At 65.1% G+C, this 14,263-nt stretch carries 12 protein-coding genes; 7 read left to right on the top strand and 5 right to left on the bottom strand.

Features of this window, described 5'->3' with window-relative positions; translation table 11 throughout:
- Window position 1 precedes the first annotated feature (1 nt).
- From ACE03M_RS15205 to ACE03M_RS15195, 3 genes are all read right to left on the bottom strand, one after another.
- Window positions 2-646, bottom strand: a complete 645-nt coding sequence (locus tag ACE03M_RS15205) for a response regulator transcription factor (protein ID WP_009881760.1) — start codon at window positions 644-646, stop codon at window positions 2-4.
- Complete coding sequence (locus tag ACE03M_RS15200) at window positions 634-2,658, bottom strand: histidine kinase (protein ID WP_485934862.1); 2,025 nt, start codon at window positions 2,656-2,658, stop codon at window positions 634-636. Before ACE03M_RS15200 ends, ACE03M_RS15205 begins: the two co-directional genes overlap by 13 nt.
- Window positions 2,659-2,870: 212 nt before the next feature.
- A complete protein-coding gene (locus ACE03M_RS15195; RefSeq protein WP_485934861.1) occupies window positions 2,871-4,148 on the bottom strand; it encodes a trans-sulfuration enzyme family protein in 1,278 nt (425 codons plus the stop codon).
- A gap of 217 nt (window positions 4,149-4,365) precedes the next feature.
- On the opposite strand from ACE03M_RS15195, the gene ACE03M_RS15190 reads away from it, so the two are divergent.
- The gene (locus tag ACE03M_RS15190; RefSeq protein ID WP_143920902.1) at window positions 4,366-4,734 is read left to right on the top strand and encodes an ArsR/SmtB family transcription factor; all 369 of its coding nucleotides are present in this window, start codon (window positions 4,366-4,368) and stop codon (window positions 4,732-4,734) included.
- Window positions 4,731-5,222, top strand: a complete 492-nt coding sequence (locus ACE03M_RS15185; protein WP_485934859.1) for an SRPBCC domain-containing protein — start codon at window positions 4,731-4,733, stop codon at window positions 5,220-5,222. The genes ACE03M_RS15190 and ACE03M_RS15185 overlap by 4 nt, the downstream gene beginning before the upstream one ends.
- Before the next feature lie 30 nt (window positions 5,223-5,252).
- Here the strand turns inward: ACE03M_RS15185 and ACE03M_RS15180 are convergent, their stop codons facing one another.
- Window positions 5,253-6,785, bottom strand: a complete 1,533-nt coding sequence (locus tag ACE03M_RS15180; protein ID WP_485934857.1) for an acyltransferase family protein — start codon at window positions 6,783-6,785, stop codon at window positions 5,253-5,255.
- A 292-nt stretch (window positions 6,786-7,077) separates the two neighbouring features.
- Between ACE03M_RS15180 and ACE03M_RS15175 the strand changes: the two genes are divergently transcribed.
- A complete protein-coding gene (locus ACE03M_RS15175) occupies window positions 7,078-8,112 on the top strand; it encodes an NAD(P)H-dependent flavin oxidoreductase (RefSeq protein ID WP_485934855.1) in 1,035 nt (344 codons plus the stop codon).
- Between the two features lie 53 nt (window positions 8,113-8,165).
- Here the strand turns inward: ACE03M_RS15175 and ACE03M_RS15170 are convergent, their stop codons facing one another.
- Entirely contained in the window at window positions 8,166-8,927 is a 762-nt protein-coding gene (locus tag ACE03M_RS15170; protein ID WP_260847921.1) for a response regulator, read from the bottom strand.
- A gap of 168 nt (window positions 8,928-9,095) precedes the next feature.
- Between ACE03M_RS15170 and ACE03M_RS15165 the strand changes: the two genes are divergently transcribed.
- The 4 genes from ACE03M_RS15165 (at window position 9,096) to ACE03M_RS15150 (ending at window position 14,218) form a co-directional block, all read left to right on the top strand.
- Entirely contained in the window at window positions 9,096-10,025 is a 930-nt protein-coding gene (locus tag ACE03M_RS15165) for a hypothetical protein (RefSeq protein WP_485934853.1), read from the top strand.
- Window positions 10,022-12,076 (top strand): sensor histidine kinase, encoded by a 2,055-nt coding sequence (locus ACE03M_RS15160; protein ID WP_485934851.1) that lies wholly within the window; start codon window positions 10,022-10,024, stop codon window positions 12,074-12,076. Before ACE03M_RS15165 ends, ACE03M_RS15160 begins: the two co-directional genes overlap by 4 nt.
- Before the next feature lie 106 nt (window positions 12,077-12,182).
- Window positions 12,183-13,553 carry a sensor histidine kinase gene (locus tag ACE03M_RS15155; RefSeq protein WP_485934850.1) on the top strand — a complete coding sequence of 457 codons (1,371 nt, stop codon included), beginning with the start codon at window positions 12,183-12,185 and terminating at the stop codon, window positions 13,551-13,553.
- Complete coding sequence (locus ACE03M_RS15150) at window positions 13,550-14,218, top strand: response regulator (RefSeq protein ID WP_143920909.1); 669 nt, start codon at window positions 13,550-13,552, stop codon at window positions 14,216-14,218. The genes ACE03M_RS15155 and ACE03M_RS15150 overlap by 4 nt, the downstream gene beginning before the upstream one ends.
- Window positions 14,219-14,263 lie beyond the last annotated feature (45 nt).

Here is a 14,263-nt window from a genome sequence, read left to right as displayed (position 1 = left end):
TCTATGCTCCGAGGAATGTGAGGACGGCGAGGATGCGTCGGTTGTCCGAGGTGTCGGCGGTGAGGCCGAACTTGGTGAACACCGAGCTGATGTGCTTCTCTACTGCTCCGGCGCTGAGGTAGAGGGTGCGGGCGATTGCGGCATTCGATTTGCCCTCGGCCATGAGCTGGAGGACTTCGAGTTCGCGCGGGCTCAGGGTTGAGAGCCCGTCCTTCTTGCGTGTGCGCACGAGGATCTGCGAGACGACCTCGGGGTCGAGGACCGTACCGCCGGAGGCGACCTCGTCGACTGCGGCGAGGAAGTCCTCGACATCGGCGACCCGGTCCTTGAGCAGGTATCCGAAGCCACCGGTGTTCTCAGCGATGAGTTCGGATGCGTACTGCTCCTCCACGTACTGGCTGAACACGAGCACCTTGACGTCGGGGTTCTGCTTGCGGATGAGGACTGCGGCGCGGATGCCTTCGTCGGTGAACGTCGGCGGCATGCGCACGTCGATGATGGCGAGGTCCGGCGGAGTGTTGTGGACCGTCGCCAGGAGCTCGTTGGCATCGGGGACGGCGGCGATCACTTCATGCCCGGCATCGACCAGAAGCCTCTCGAGTCCGGCTCGCAAGATCGCAGAGTCTTCGGCAATTACGATGCGCATGGCACCTCCACAACGACAGTAGTTGGCCCACCTGCGGGGCTGGTCAGGTTCAGTGTCCCACGAGCGGCTTCGACGCGATCGACCAAACCGGCGATCCCGGTGTGGCGGCCCGATCGGTCGATGCGCGCACCGCCCTGACCGTTGTCGGTGACGACGATCTGCAGGCCGGCCTCGATCGGAGCGATGAAGACTCGAGCATGTGTCGCACCCGAGTGCTTGGCGATGTTCGTCAGGCACTCTGCGACGACGAAGTACGCAACGGCTTCGGCCTCCCGATCGATGCGCCCAGCGAGTCGAACGTCGACCTCGACGGGAATCGTCGAGCGTCCGGCCAATGCGGAGACGGCCGCGTCGAGGCCACGGTCTGTGAGCACAGCAGGGTGGATTCCACGTGCCAGTTGGCGGAGTTCATTGACGATGCCCTTCGCCTCTGCGTGGGCTTCGGAGACGAGCTCTTTGGCTCGTTCTGGATCCTTGTCGATCTTCGACTTCGCCATGCCCAGCGTCATGCTCAGGGCGACGAGTCGCGGCTGGGCTCCGTCGTGGAGGTCGCGTTCGATGCGCAGTCGCTCCGCACCCGCGGCTTCGATCCCGGCCATACGGGCCCGGTCGAGATCGGTGACCTCGGCCTGCAGAGCAGCGGTGCGTGCCGGTGGCAGGAGGCTGCGGTCGAGTGCCCTGTCGAGGTACGGGGCGAACCACAGGATCGCCAGTGAGCTGGCAAGGACGATGAGAGATCCGATAGCGACGCCGGTGCGCCCCAGCCCACCGGTGGTTCCACGGAAGAAGAAGTCGGTGATGCCCTCAGGATTGATGGCGCTGAAGATGCCGATGATTGCCCCGCAGATGCCGGCGATGGTGCCGCCGACGATGATCGCGCCGAGCAGCATCTTCACGTAGTGGTGGGCAGTCGATCGCCAGAAGGACCCGGATTTCACGTGCAGCCAACGATTGTGGAAGAAACGGCCGAAGGCTGATTCTCGGGTGCTGCGTTCGATCTTCGGGACCGGGATCCGGTCGCCGTAGATGAGCTCGGCCCGGTAACGTTCGAACACGTTCGCGCCCTGTTGGACGACGACCCAGGCAACGAGCGCGAGCACGCCGAGGCCGAGGGCGAATATTCCGCCGAAGCCGGTGAACAGCAGCCCGAGCGGGATCCAGGCCCAGACCACAGCCATCACGGCGGAGAGCACGAGGTTCGCGACGCCGACGATCCCGACTCGCTTCTGCGGCCATTCGATCGGACCGTCGGCGGGAATCTCGGTGCCTTCCTCACGCGTCAGCGGCATCGCCCCGGTCGCAGGTGCGTACGTGACGTTCTCCGACTTCGGCTTCTTCCGCCGAGGTGGCGGCACCGGCTGCATCGGCATCTGGCCGTTGGCCCCGGGCACGGGCGCAGGGAGCTGCTTGGGGTGCTGGCCCTGCTGTGGGCTTTGCTGCTGGGTGGAGTAGGTGCGCGGCTGGTAGCCGGGCTGCTGCAGGGTGCCGGGCTGTTGGAGTGCGCCCTGTTGCTGGAGATTGCCAGGTCCGGAGGAGTGGGTGCTCTGGGACGGGTACGCCTGAGTGGGGTGCTGTGAGGGTGTCTGCTGCGAGAACCCCTGCGGGGAGTTCGCATTCATCACGCGGGTCTGGGGATAGGCCTGCGTGTACTGCTGCGTTGGGTGGTCAGTCGCCGGCGATTCCTGATGGTGAGCCGATCCGTATTGCTGAGCGGCACCGCGGCTGAAGGGAACCTCCAACTCCATCGGAGCCGTCCGAAACTGTCCGGCCTCCGTCGCCAACGGCGCGTCTGCGGACTCGTCGGCCGCGCCGTTGCCCGAAGGCTCGGAGCCGTTCGCGGTGTCGGGGGCCTCCGCAGCCGCGGGAGTCTCTGCGGTTGGGGGTGCGTTGACGATCGCCTCGGCGCCGATCGGCCTGTCCGATTCCGGTGCTGCTTCTGGTGTCTGGGACTCCAGGGAATCGGCGCTCTGCGGCTCCGATTCGTGTGGGTTCGTGGGGGTGTTCTCACTCATAGCAATAACGCTACGGGAGACGGCAAGCTGCCGACAGCACGTTGACCGCCTACCCTGCGTCGGGTTTTCCCCACGCCCCGTGACCACGCGCACACGCGCCACGCACCGCCAGCTGCGATTCCTACCGCCCCACCACGCACCGCTAGGCGTGAATCCTACCCAGAGCTCCACGCGCCACCGCTGGCACTGTGCGTGGCACTGCGGGCATCAATTCATACCGTTGCAACGGGGTGTTGAAGAGTTGACGGTGAGGGATCCGCAGTTGGAAAATCCGCACCCAGCACCTCCGCATCGGAGCTCACGCCGTCCGGCTTCTGCGCGGCCGCGGCGAGCGCCGATTCGAGGTCGGCGAGGATGTCGGCGATGTCTTCGATGCCCAGGGACAGGCGGATGAACGTCGGCGAAACGCTGAGTTCGCAGTCGGCAACCGCCAGATGAGTCATGGTCGCAGGATGATCGATGAGGGACTCGACCCCGCCGAGCGATTCGGCCAGGGTGATGAGCTTCGTGCTCTTCACCAGCGACAGAGCTCGTGCCTCGGTGTCGGTGCGGAATGAGACCACTCCCCCGAAGCCGCTCATCTGCTTCTTCGCGACCTCATGGCCCGGGTGAGATGACAGACCTGGGTAATACACTTCAGCGACCTCGGGGCGGCGCTCCAACCACTGCGCCACGGCCTGCGCGTTCTCACAGTGCTTGGCGATGCGCACCGGCAGGGTTTTGATGCCGCGACGGGTCAGCCACGCATCGAAGGGGGCGATGCCCAATCCGACGGATGCGAGGTAGGACTCGAGTCGTTCGACAACCTCGGCGGCACGGGGACAGGTCGAACCGTCACCGGCGAGAACGGCACCGCCGATGACATCGGAGTGGCCGTTGATGAACTTGGTCGTCGAGTGGATGACGATGTCGGCGCCGAGCTCGATGGGGCGCTGCAGAATCGGGGTGGCGAAGGTGGAGTCGACGGCGAGGATGGCGTTCGCTGCGTGGGCGAGCTTGGCCGTCTCCTCGATGTCGACGATGTCGAGACCGGGATTGCTTGGGGTCTCGACCCAGACGATCGCGGTCTTGGCCGAGATCGCGGCGGCCAGCGCCTCGGTGTCGGTGAGGTCGACGGTGCGGATGTGCACACCCCAGCGCTCGTATTCGTTGACGAGCAGCCGGTAGGTGCCGCCGTAGATGTCGCGCGGGATGATGATCTCGTCGCCGGGACCCAGCAGCGCGGAGAAGACTGCGACCTCTGCAGAAGTCCCCGAGCTCACCGCCGCCGCGAAGGAGGCGTTCTCCAGTTCGCACAGCACCTGTTCGAGGTCGCTGCGATTCGGGGTGCCCGTGCGCGCGTAGTCGAAGCCTGCGCGGGTCTGGCCCGGGGTGTCCATCATGAAGGTCGAGGTCTGGAAGATAGGGGCGACGACCGAACCGGTGTGCGATTCAGGGTCGGCGCCCGAATGCACCGAGCGGGTTGAGATTCCGTTCTGGGTGATGCTCACGGCGGGTCCTTCCTTCACTGATGACGCTTCGACTTCGCTGCCGAAGTTCCACCAGTCTCAACCGCTCGTGGGCTCGTTGTCTTCGAGCACGACCTGGGATGTCACCAGCCGTCATGTGAGGGTCTTCCGGCGTCATCTTCTGTCACGAAAGGGTCTGAGCCGGAAAATTCCTCGATCTGTGGGTCTTTTATCTCCGAGCCATGCGATACTTAGCTTCATGGCTAAGTATTCGGAGGAGCTCGATGCGATGTTCACCGCACTTGCCGATCCCACGCGGCGCACCGTGATTCATCGCCTCGGCCACGGACCGGCGAGCATCGGAGAATTGGCAGAGCCCTTGTCGATCTCGCTCCCGTCTTTCATGAAGCATGTGCGCACCTTGGAATCGTGTGGGCTGATTCGGACACGGAAGTCAGGACGAGTGCGCACCTGCGCACTCAACCGCGATCGCCTGACACTGCTCAATGATTGGCTCGCCGAGCAGAGACTCATCTGGGATGCCAGCACAGATCGTCTCGAGCAGTTCGTCACCGGCGACAGCGACACCGGCGACAGCGACACCACTCACAGTAGGGAAGACTCATGACCGCACATCTCGCTCGCACCCGACACATTGACCCCGATCTCGACCTCTCGATCCGCCGAGTGATCCGGGCACCCAAAGACACCATCTGGTCCGCGTGGACGGATCCCGAGAAGCTGGCGAAGTGGTGGATTCCAGAACCGCTCACCCTCCGCGTCGAAGCGCTGGAGCTGCGCCCCGGAGGGGCCTTCTCCACCATGATGAGCGAGGACGGCGAATCGTTTGTGCCGCACGTCGACGCAGTCTTCCTCGTCATCGAGGACTTCAGTCGCCTCGTGTTCACAAACGCCGTCAACAGCTCCTGGCACCCGGCCTTTCCCGACCCTGTCTCCATGACCACTGAGATCATCTTGAGCGACCACGCCGACGGCACCGACTATAGGGCGATCGTCCGCCATGGCAGCCCCGAGCAGCGCGCCCGTCACGAGGAGCTCGGCTTCTTCGACGGCTGGGGCACCGTCACCGAGCAGCTGGCGAAATCGGTGGAGTGAGCTGAGCGGCGATGCGGTCCCGATCACTCCTCAGCCGAGACTGACAATCGCTTTGCCACGATCCTCCGCCGGCATCTCCGTCGCTGCAGCCCCCTTAGACCCCGTTGCCTTCATGGTGGCTGCCAGCACCAGTGAAGTCAGGAGCGCCGAAACAGAGACGAGCGTCCAGATCAGTGGAGCGATTCCCACGAGGAGTGCGATCGCGATGCCGCCCATTGCCAGAGCGACCGCGGTGAGGGCCCGAGGCACAGGACGCGACAGACGCTGACCCACTCGAGCCTCGGAAGTCGAGAAGATCTCCCGCACACCCCTCGCCGCTGCGCGCCCGAACGTGGCCAACCTCGCCTCCCTGGGGAACGGGATCTTCGACATGGCCATTGCCAATAGCGCAGCCAGTCCCATCACCGTGATCAGCCATGGCAGCCTGGTCAGCCACCACCAGTTCGATTCGATCTCAGGGAGCATTATCCCAGCCGCTGACAGCCCATCTCCTGCCGGCACCCCAGACAGCAGCTGAGCTGCGTAGCCCAGAGCTCCGATGAGGGTGATGACGATAGGCATGTGCCACAGGTAGACCTGAATGCCGTAGGTGTTGCCCCAGGAGATGACACGTTCCCAGATGCGGGCACGGTATTCGTGTCCGGCCGCAGTCCGATCCGAACCACCGGACACGATCTCGTTCAGACGCGCATGGCTCAGTCGCAGGATGCACATCTGCGCAATGCCCAGCAGCACCAAGGCACCGGTCGGCGGGTTGAGGTTGATGAGCATGTTCGGACTGTAGACCCCGAGTCCGACGAGCACTCCGAGGCTCACCAGGGACAGCACCATCATGGTCCAGGCCGACCAGGTCCGCACGGGACGATGAATGGCGTCGGCGTAGAAGAAGCCGAACTGCTGAATCAGGGGCCATACGAACAGGAAGTTGAGATACCCCAGTCCGTTCACTCCCGTGAGTGCGACCAAGCCATCCACCGCGACCACAGCACCGGCGAGCGCCGCGATCGTCCTCCTCGGCGCCCTTTCGTGAAAGTGCACCGCCAGGGGAACCAGGGAGGTCAGCCCGACATAGACGGCGAGGAACCACAGGGGCTGCCCGATGCGAGTGCTCGCCTCGGCGAGCAGGTCTGCGGGAACGCCCAGTTCCGAGGCGATCGACAGTCCCGCGCCGGCGAGGCCGATGAGGGTGGCGACCGGAATGACGAGGCGGCGCAGACGGGCGCGAATATAGTCGGCCCAGGTGCCTCCGGTGGCTTGGGTGCGTCGCCACCCGTTGATGGCTGCGTATCCGCCGATGAAGAAGAACAGCGGCATGATCTGGAAGAACCACGAGGCGGCTGTGAAGCCAGCGGTATGCAGCAGCGCCACCGTGGGCACAACGTCACCGTCTGCTCCGAGCACAGCTGCGCTCATCATCGAATGCAGGATCACCACGACGACGAGGCAGCCGAAGCGGATCAGGTCGATGGCTTGGTCCCGGTGCGGTCGATGAGTGGTGTCGCTGGGCGGGACGGGCAGGTTGTTCGCCCCGGCCTCGGGCGACCTGCTGAGGGTCAGTGACATGTCGGCTCCTTGTCGGATTGAGCTCCGCTGATTGCACGGAGTGCGGAGCTCGTCGTTCGATATATCCGAAGCTATGGGCGCGATCGCCGCCCACACATCACCTCTGAGTTCCGATCTGAGTCCGTCCAAGCACTACTTTCGGGTGAGTCGGTACGCCCCGACTCCGTACCCTCATCGACCCCGCCCGCCCTCCGAGTGCTTCGGCCCAACGTGAGTGCAAGAATGGCAACGAGAGCATCACCCGATCAGGGACTCAACTCGTCCCGAACGTCCTATTGAGGAGCACGCAACGATGACGACGATCGCCTTCGAGACCACCGACCTGCCCATCATCGGAGCCCCGATGGCGGGCGGAACGACGACGCCCGAGCTCGCAGCCGCGGTCGCCCGTGCCGGCGGATTCCCCTTCGTGGCCGGCGGCTATCTCAGCGCCGAAGCATTGGCCCCTCTGGTCGAGCGCATGCGGGAGACGACCGAGAACTTCGGCGTCAATCTCTTCGCCCCGAACACTGTGCCCATCGATCGCGGTGCCTTCGACGCCTTCGTCTCGGCACTCGAGCCCGTTGCGGCCGATCGTGGCGTCGCCATCGATCCCGAGCCCGTTGATGACGACGATCATTACACCGACAAGGTCGACTACCTCGTCGACAACCCCGTGCCCCTGGTGTCGATGACGTTCAACATCCCCACCGCCGAGGTGGTCGATCGTCTCCATTCCGTCGGCACTCAAGTGGTGGCCACCGTGACGACCGCCGCCGAGGCCCGTATGGCTGCCGATCGCGGCATCGACGCTCTCATCGTCCAGGGTCCTCGCGCCGGCGGGCACTCGGGCACCGCCGATCCGACTCGGTCCATCGAGGATCGGGCCACCGTCGATCTCGTGAAAGATGTCCTCGCCGAGGTGGATCTGCCCCTGGCCGCCGGAGGTGGAGTCGACAGCCCGGAGTCCGTCGACGAGCTGCTGCAGGCTGGGGCGAGCGCCGTGGTCGTGGGCACACTATTGCTTCTGAGCGATGAGGCAGGCACTGCGCCGACTCATCGGGCGGCCCTGCAGTCCGCGGACTTCGACGAGACACAGCTGACCAGGGCATTCACCGGCAGACCAGCTCGTGCGCTGGTCAATGACTTTGTGCGGAAGTTCGATCCGATCGCAGTCGATGCCTACCCGGCTCTTCATCACCTGACGAAGTCATTCCGCACCCAGGCGAAGAAGGATGATGACCCGCAGGGCCTGCACCTGTGGGCCGGCACTGGCTATCGCGGCGCCCAGACAGGCTCAGCGGAGACGATCGTCAAAGAACTCGGCGCCCCCTTCACCCGGAACTAGGCGCCCGCTTCCCCCGCGGCGGCCCTGCAGTCCGAGGTCCGAGGCTGCTGCGCTCAACTGCCGGCGACGACCAGCCCGGATTCGTAGGCGGCGACGACGATCTGGGTGCGATCGCGCAGTCCCAGCTTCGACAGGATTCTGGACACGTGGGTCTTCACCGTCTGCTCGGCCAGGAACAGGTGCGCAGCCACCTCGGCGTTGGCATGGCCCTTGGCCACCAGCGTCATGACGTCGATCTCACGGTCGGTCAGCTGCCCGAGGACGGCAGTGTCCTTGGTGACTCTGGGCCCACTCACGTACTCGGAGATGAGGCGGCGGGTCACGGACGGCGCCAAGAGCGACTGACCGTCGGCGACCACGCGCACAGCGGTGATCATGTCTTCGGCTGTGGCGTCCTTGAGCAGGAACCCGCTCGCTCCCGCGCGCAGTGCCGAGAACACGTACTCATCGGCATCGAAGGTGGTGAGCATGATGATCTTCGGGTGGTCCCCCGGCATCGAGAACACCGCACGGGTGGCATCCAAGCCGTTGAGCTTCGGCATCCTGATGTCCATGAGAATGACGTCGGGCGAGGTTCTGCGCACGAGGTCGACGACCTGCGAACCGTCTTCAGCACTGCCGACGACAGTCATGTCCGGCTGTGCATCGAGAAGGGCTCCGAACCCCTGGCGAACCATGGCCTGGTCATCAACGATGGCGACCCGCGTCGTCTCAGACGAGGGCGGCGGCACCCCGTCGCGCGCAATCGATCCCGGCGCGGGACTCGGCGTTGGGCGCGGTGTCGGACTCGGACCTGACGCTCCTGCTTCTGGCATGCTCTTACGCTACCCGACCCGCACTGTCAGAGCCCCTCGAATACCCGTGAAATCAGGCGGACGACTCCCTGCCTGCGCCGATTTCATCCTCAAGTAGCACTTCCGCGTCGGCACAATCACTCCTTCGTATGATGCGCCCCATGACACCGGGTCCTTAGCGTGCACACCATGATCATCACCGCGATAATCCTCGCCACGCTCGCAGCCTTCTGCTTGGCACTCGGCACGCATTTCCAGCAGTACGCCGTCGCCACCATGGCGCCCGGGCCCAAACGTCGGGCAACCTGGGCCGCCGGCCTGGGGCTGATGGGCATGGTGACCGTCCTCAACGTCGTCGCCCTGGGACTCGGCCCCGTCGCCATCGTCCAACCCATCGGCGCGATCTCCCTCGTCTTCGCCGCGCTCATCAGCCGCCGGTACTTCGGCCTGCAGCTCGGCGCCCCACTGCTCATCAGCATCGGGGTGACGATGTTCTCGATCTTCGCCTTCGTGACCACCTCGGCGCAGTTCTCCCACGAACTCGTCGCCACCGAGGAAGCGGTGACCTGGCTGCTGGCACTCCTCGTCGCCCTCAGCGTCTTCGGCGCGCTCTTCGCACTCAGCCGGGCCGGGCACATCCCACGAGTCATCATGACCGGCATCATCTTCGGCACCGTCGCCGCCGCGACCCACGTCCTCGCCAGGACCGTCGTGACCGAGGGCCTGCCCGATTTCGAAACATCGGGCTCGCGGTGGTGGATGATGCTGGCAGCCGTGGCCCTCGCCTCGGCGGTGGGATTCTGGCTGGTCCAGACCGCCTACGCCTCTGGCCCTCCAGAGACGGTGCTCGCGGGGCTGACCGTCATCGACCCGATCGTGGCGGTGGTCATCGGCGCCGCCTTCTTCGGCGAGTACGCGGGCCTCACCCCCATGGCCATCGGCCTGCTGCTGCTCGCTGCCGGCGGTGGGATCGCCGGGGTCTGGATGCTCTCGCAGTTCCATCCCCGCGTCCTCGAATCGAAGTCGGTCCCCACAGGGCGCATCCCAGCAGACGTTCCTGCACCCCTCTCACCAGAGCCGCGAACACCGGCTCGCAACAGCCAAGGAATCCGATCATGAACCAGACCCTCGAATCCTCATACACTGATGCGCCTTCGGGGCCGAGCACGTATTCTGAGAACGTGCCCCGTCCCCCAGATACGCCGCCGCAGACCCGGTCATGGTGGTCGCGGATGTGGCACAACCTGGGCCGGGATGCCATCCTCGTCCTCCCCGGATTCTTCATCTCCCTCATCGGGTTCATCGTTCTCATCACGATGTTCTCGGTCTCAATCTCCACCATCGTCATCTGGATCGGCGCTCTGCTCCTGCCCGTGACTCTCTACGTCGCGACCGGGTTCGCGAACCTCTCCCGGGCCCGCGCCCGGCAGTGGGGAGCCCCCATCGCCGAGGTGGTCCGTCGTCCCCGTGGACGCGGAATCAGCGGGTGGTTCGGTGTCATGGCCGAAGGACGACGCTGGCTCGACCTGCTGTTCGAAGCAGTCTTCGCCCTGCCCATCCGGCTCTTCACCTTCTCCGTGGTGATCCCCTGGTTCTTCGGTGCCCTGGGCGGGATGACCTACTTTTTCTGGGGACGCTTCCTCCCCGACGACAACACCGATCTCATCAGCTTCATCGCCGCATGGTGGAACGACACCCCCGTGGTGGCTCTGGGATTCGGCGCCGAGGCGACCTTCCAGTTCATCGCGGGAGTCATCCTCCTCGTCACCTTCCCCTTCGTCCTGCATGCCATGGCCCGGTTGGAGATCGCAGCGATCACGGCAGGGCTGGCGCCCGGCCACGATGAGGTGACCGCGGCGGGAAAAGCACGAGCCGGTGACTTCACGGGCTACGCTCCCGACGGGACCGCCTCGGCGACTTCCTCGGGATCGAGAGCCCCGGGGTTGCCGGCAGCCAACTCGTTTCTGACGCGGGCCGCCGGAGAGGGCTGGTTCTGGCTGATCAGCATCTTCGTCGGCGTGGTGCTCGTGGCCGTCGGATGGCCAGTGACTGCAGCGCTCTATGAATCCTCGACCGTCATTGCGATGCTCGTCGCCCTCGGCCAGAGCGGCGCCCTGGTCCTCGCCGTGCGCAGACCTGTCACCGCGATCGTCGTCGGGCTGGTCTCGGCTGCGGCCGGAATCATCCTCACCGCAGACTCCTTCGGTCTGGTGTGGCCGTGGACGGCGACGTCGATCCTCTCACTGCTCTTCCTCCACCTCATCATCGGGCTGCGGCACAGCTGGCTCCACCTCGTCATCCTGTGGTCACTGTCCACGGTGCTCGGCGCGCTGAGCCTGACCTTGCCCCATGCGGGAGGGCTGTCGGGGGCGCTGGCGAATGTCATCACGACGGTCTCGCTCACTGCAGGGATCTCGATCGTCGCGATGATCGGCAATCTGTGGATTCGCGGTCGCACTCAGCTGGCCACGGAGCGACAGCTCAGTGCCGAGGAGCTGGCCAAGCGTCAAGAGCTCGAGGAACGCAACAGGATCGCCCAGGAACTCCATGACGTCGTCGCTCACAGCATGTCCGTCATCAGCGTCCAGGCCACCACGGCCCGCTACCGACTGCCCGAACTCGATACTCGAAGCGTTGAGGAGTTCGACTCGATCGCCGGCTCCGCTCGACAGGCGCTCAACGAGATGCGCGGTCTGCTGGCGATTCTGCGCGGTGGCCGCGATGCCGATCTGGCTCCGCAGCCGATGATCGATGACATTCCCGACCTCGTCGAGGCCACTCGCGGTTCGGGCGCCGAGGTTGAACTCGAATTCCCTGCGGGACCGATCTCGCTCAACCCGACGACCGGACTGACCGCGTTCCGCCTCGTCCAGGAAGCACTGTCGAATTCCCTGCGCCACGCTCCCGGAGCCCCGATTCGGGTATCCGTTCGCATCGATGAGCGGCAGCTGTGGGTCGGTGTCGTCAACGGGGTTCCGGGTTCGAACCAGCCTGACGAGAGCTTGGGCCTGTCCGACGGGGGCTCGGGCCAGTCCGACGGAGGACACCTCGGCGGAGGATTCGGTCTCAAGGGTATGCGCGAACGGGTCGAGGCACTCGACGGAACGCTGCACGTGGGGCCGACTGCCGAGGGCGGGTTCGAAGTACTCGCTACCTTGCCCGCAGGCTGAAGCCTCGGGGCGGACGGGTGTCGGCGAGGGCCGTCGGCCATCGGAGCGGTTGATCTCATCCTTTCGGGCGACAGCGTCAAGCGAGCGTGAGCGGTAGCCTCAAAGGGTGAGACTTCGACCCGACCGGCGCGCCCTGACCCATGCCCTCCTCTGGACGGGCATCTCGGCGGCCATCGGCGTGTTCGCGCTCATCGTCATCGTCGGAACCGAATGGCCGGATTTCGAGGAGGCGGGTGCCCGCACCGGAGCGCTCGGTGCAGAACTGTTCATCCACATATTCTTCGGCATCATCTCTTTGGCCTGCCTGCCCGTCGTCCTTGCCTTCGACGGACGGACGATCCCCCGCAGATCCCTGCGCCCCAAGGTGATTGCGGCAGAGAAGCTGCGTGATTTCCTCACGAGCACTGGTCGCGGCGGCGTAGAATTCCTCGCCTCGGACGACTCCGTCGAGTCCCTGCAGCGTCGGCCCGGCGGCTGGGTTCCGGTGGCGGTCGGATTCCTCGGCATCGTCACCGGTACGATCGGCGTCCTCGGCGCGTTCGCCGGACTGCTCATCCTCATCACCCTCACGTCCCGACGCAGCTGGTCACTCGACTTCACCTGCCTCGCTGCCGCGATCATCTCCCAGGGTCTGACGTACACGCTCACCCCGACGGCGGTCGGAGCGTTCGAACTTCCGCTGTTCCTCGTCAACGGAACCGTCTACGCAATGATCGTCGTCATCGGCGTCATCCGCGGATCCCGCGAACAGGGGCTCATCGACACCGCCGCGCAGACACTTCTGCGCGAACGCTCGCGCCAGGACCGTGCCGTCGCTGAGGTGCGCCGCGGCATCGCCCGCGACATGCACGACTCGCTCTCGCACCACCTCAGCGTCATCGCCATGTACTCCGGTGCACTGTCTGTCAGGCGAGACCTCGACCCCGAGTCCGTCCACGAGAGCGCCCGACTCATCGCCAGCAGCGCCCGCCGCTCGGGATTCGAGCTGCGAGAGGTCCTGACGATGCTGCGCGGAGACGACCAAGGCACAGTGATCGACCCCGATCTCGACCGCCTCGTCGCCGATCGCCCTGAGTCGGTGACTCTGATCTACTCCGAGCCGCTCACCTCCGAATCACTGCATACCCTGGGCAGCCTCGAACGGATGACGATCTACCGCTTCGTCCAAGAGACCATGACCAATGCTCTCAAACACGCGCTCGGTGAGATGCTCACCATCACCATCGGCGGCGAGGGCGGCGACGCCGTTCGATATATCACGATGACCGCGCACAATCACTACCCGGACAGCCTCCTCGGCGCCCCGGCACACGGCGAACCCCACCGCAAGCAGTACATCGCCGGCTCCGGCCTGGGAATTCTGGGCATCAAGGAGAGGGTGGAGGCGATGGGCGGTGACCTCGAGGTCAGCCACTATCCTGACTTCGAACTGCGAGCTCGCATCCCCGTCCAGAACACGGAAGAGATCAGCGCATGAGCATCAGAGTCATCATCGCCGACGACGAGTCCCTCATGCGCTCGGGTCTGCGCCTGCTCCTCGGCGCGGCCGATGACATCGACATCATCGCCGAGGCTGCCAACGGTGCCGAGGCCATCGAACTTGCCCGAGAGCTGAGTCCAGACCTCATTCTCATGGACATCCGCATGCCCGTCATGGACGGACTCGAGGCCACCCGTGCCCTCATGGCTCAGACTCTTCATCCGGAGGTCCTCATCCTCACGGCCTTCGGCACCGATGAATTCGTGCTTCAGGCACTGCGCTCGGGAGCGGCCGGCTACATCCTCAAGGACACTCCGCCAGAAGATCTCATCCACGCGGTTCGGGCAGCCGCGAACGGCACACGAACCTTGTCACCCAGCGCGGTCGAGTCTCTGCTGGGACGAGACACCACCTCGGCGACAGGGATGGCCGGTGCTTCGAATTGGAACAGTGCCCCGATCGGACCCGATCCCTTGGAGCCCCTGACCACACGGGAACGGGAGATCGCCGAGGCGGTCGCTCAGGGGATGACGAACGCACAGGTGGCGCGGGCGCTGTTCGTCTCCACGGCCACGGTGAAGACCCACCTGGCGCGCATCTTCTACAAACTCGACGTCAGCACCCGCGTGCAATTGGCCCTGCTCGTCAACGAACGGCGCTGAGCGGCGAGGGACGGACTCCGAAGCACAGAACAGAAACGGGGGCCG

The sequence above is a fragment of the Brevibacterium sp. AGC70 genome (genome assembly GCF_057334195.1).
Note: the sequence above shows the minus strand (reverse complement) of the source record. Positions and strands in the feature narration are given on the sequence as shown.

What these genes read in the sequence shown, in the direction of transcription:
- ACE03M_RS15170 (WP_260847921.1), bottom strand. Translation starts at nt 8,927, where the DNA reads ATGCCAGAAGCAGGAGCGTCAGGTCCGAGTCCGACACCGCGCCCAACG.
- ACE03M_RS15160 (WP_485934851.1), top strand. Translation starts at nt 10,022, where the DNA reads ATGAACCAGACCCTCGAATCCTCATACACTGATGCGCCTTCGGGGCCG.
- ACE03M_RS15180 (WP_485934857.1), bottom strand. Translation starts at nt 6,785, where the DNA reads ATGTCACTGACCCTCAGCAGGTCGCCCGAGGCCGGGGCGAACAACCTG.
- ACE03M_RS15165 (WP_485934853.1), top strand. Translation starts at nt 9,096, where the DNA reads ATGATCATCACCGCGATAATCCTCGCCACGCTCGCAGCCTTCTGCTTG.
- ACE03M_RS15200 (WP_485934862.1), bottom strand. Translation starts at nt 2,658, where the DNA reads ATGAGTGAGAACACCCCCACGAACCCACACGAATCGGAGCCGCAGAGC.
- ACE03M_RS15190 (WP_143920902.1), top strand. Translation starts at nt 4,366, where the DNA reads ATGGCTAAGTATTCGGAGGAGCTCGATGCGATGTTCACCGCACTTGCC.
- ACE03M_RS15175 (WP_485934855.1), top strand. Translation starts at nt 7,078, where the DNA reads ATGACGACGATCGCCTTCGAGACCACCGACCTGCCCATCATCGGAGCC.
- ACE03M_RS15205 (WP_009881760.1), bottom strand. Translation starts at nt 646, where the DNA reads ATGCGCATCGTAATTGCCGAAGACTCTGCGATCTTGCGAGCCGGACTC.
- ACE03M_RS15150 (WP_143920909.1), top strand. Translation starts at nt 13,550, where the DNA reads ATGAGCATCAGAGTCATCATCGCCGACGACGAGTCCCTCATGCGCTCG.
- ACE03M_RS15185 (WP_485934859.1), top strand. Translation starts at nt 4,731, where the DNA reads ATGACCGCACATCTCGCTCGCACCCGACACATTGACCCCGATCTCGAC.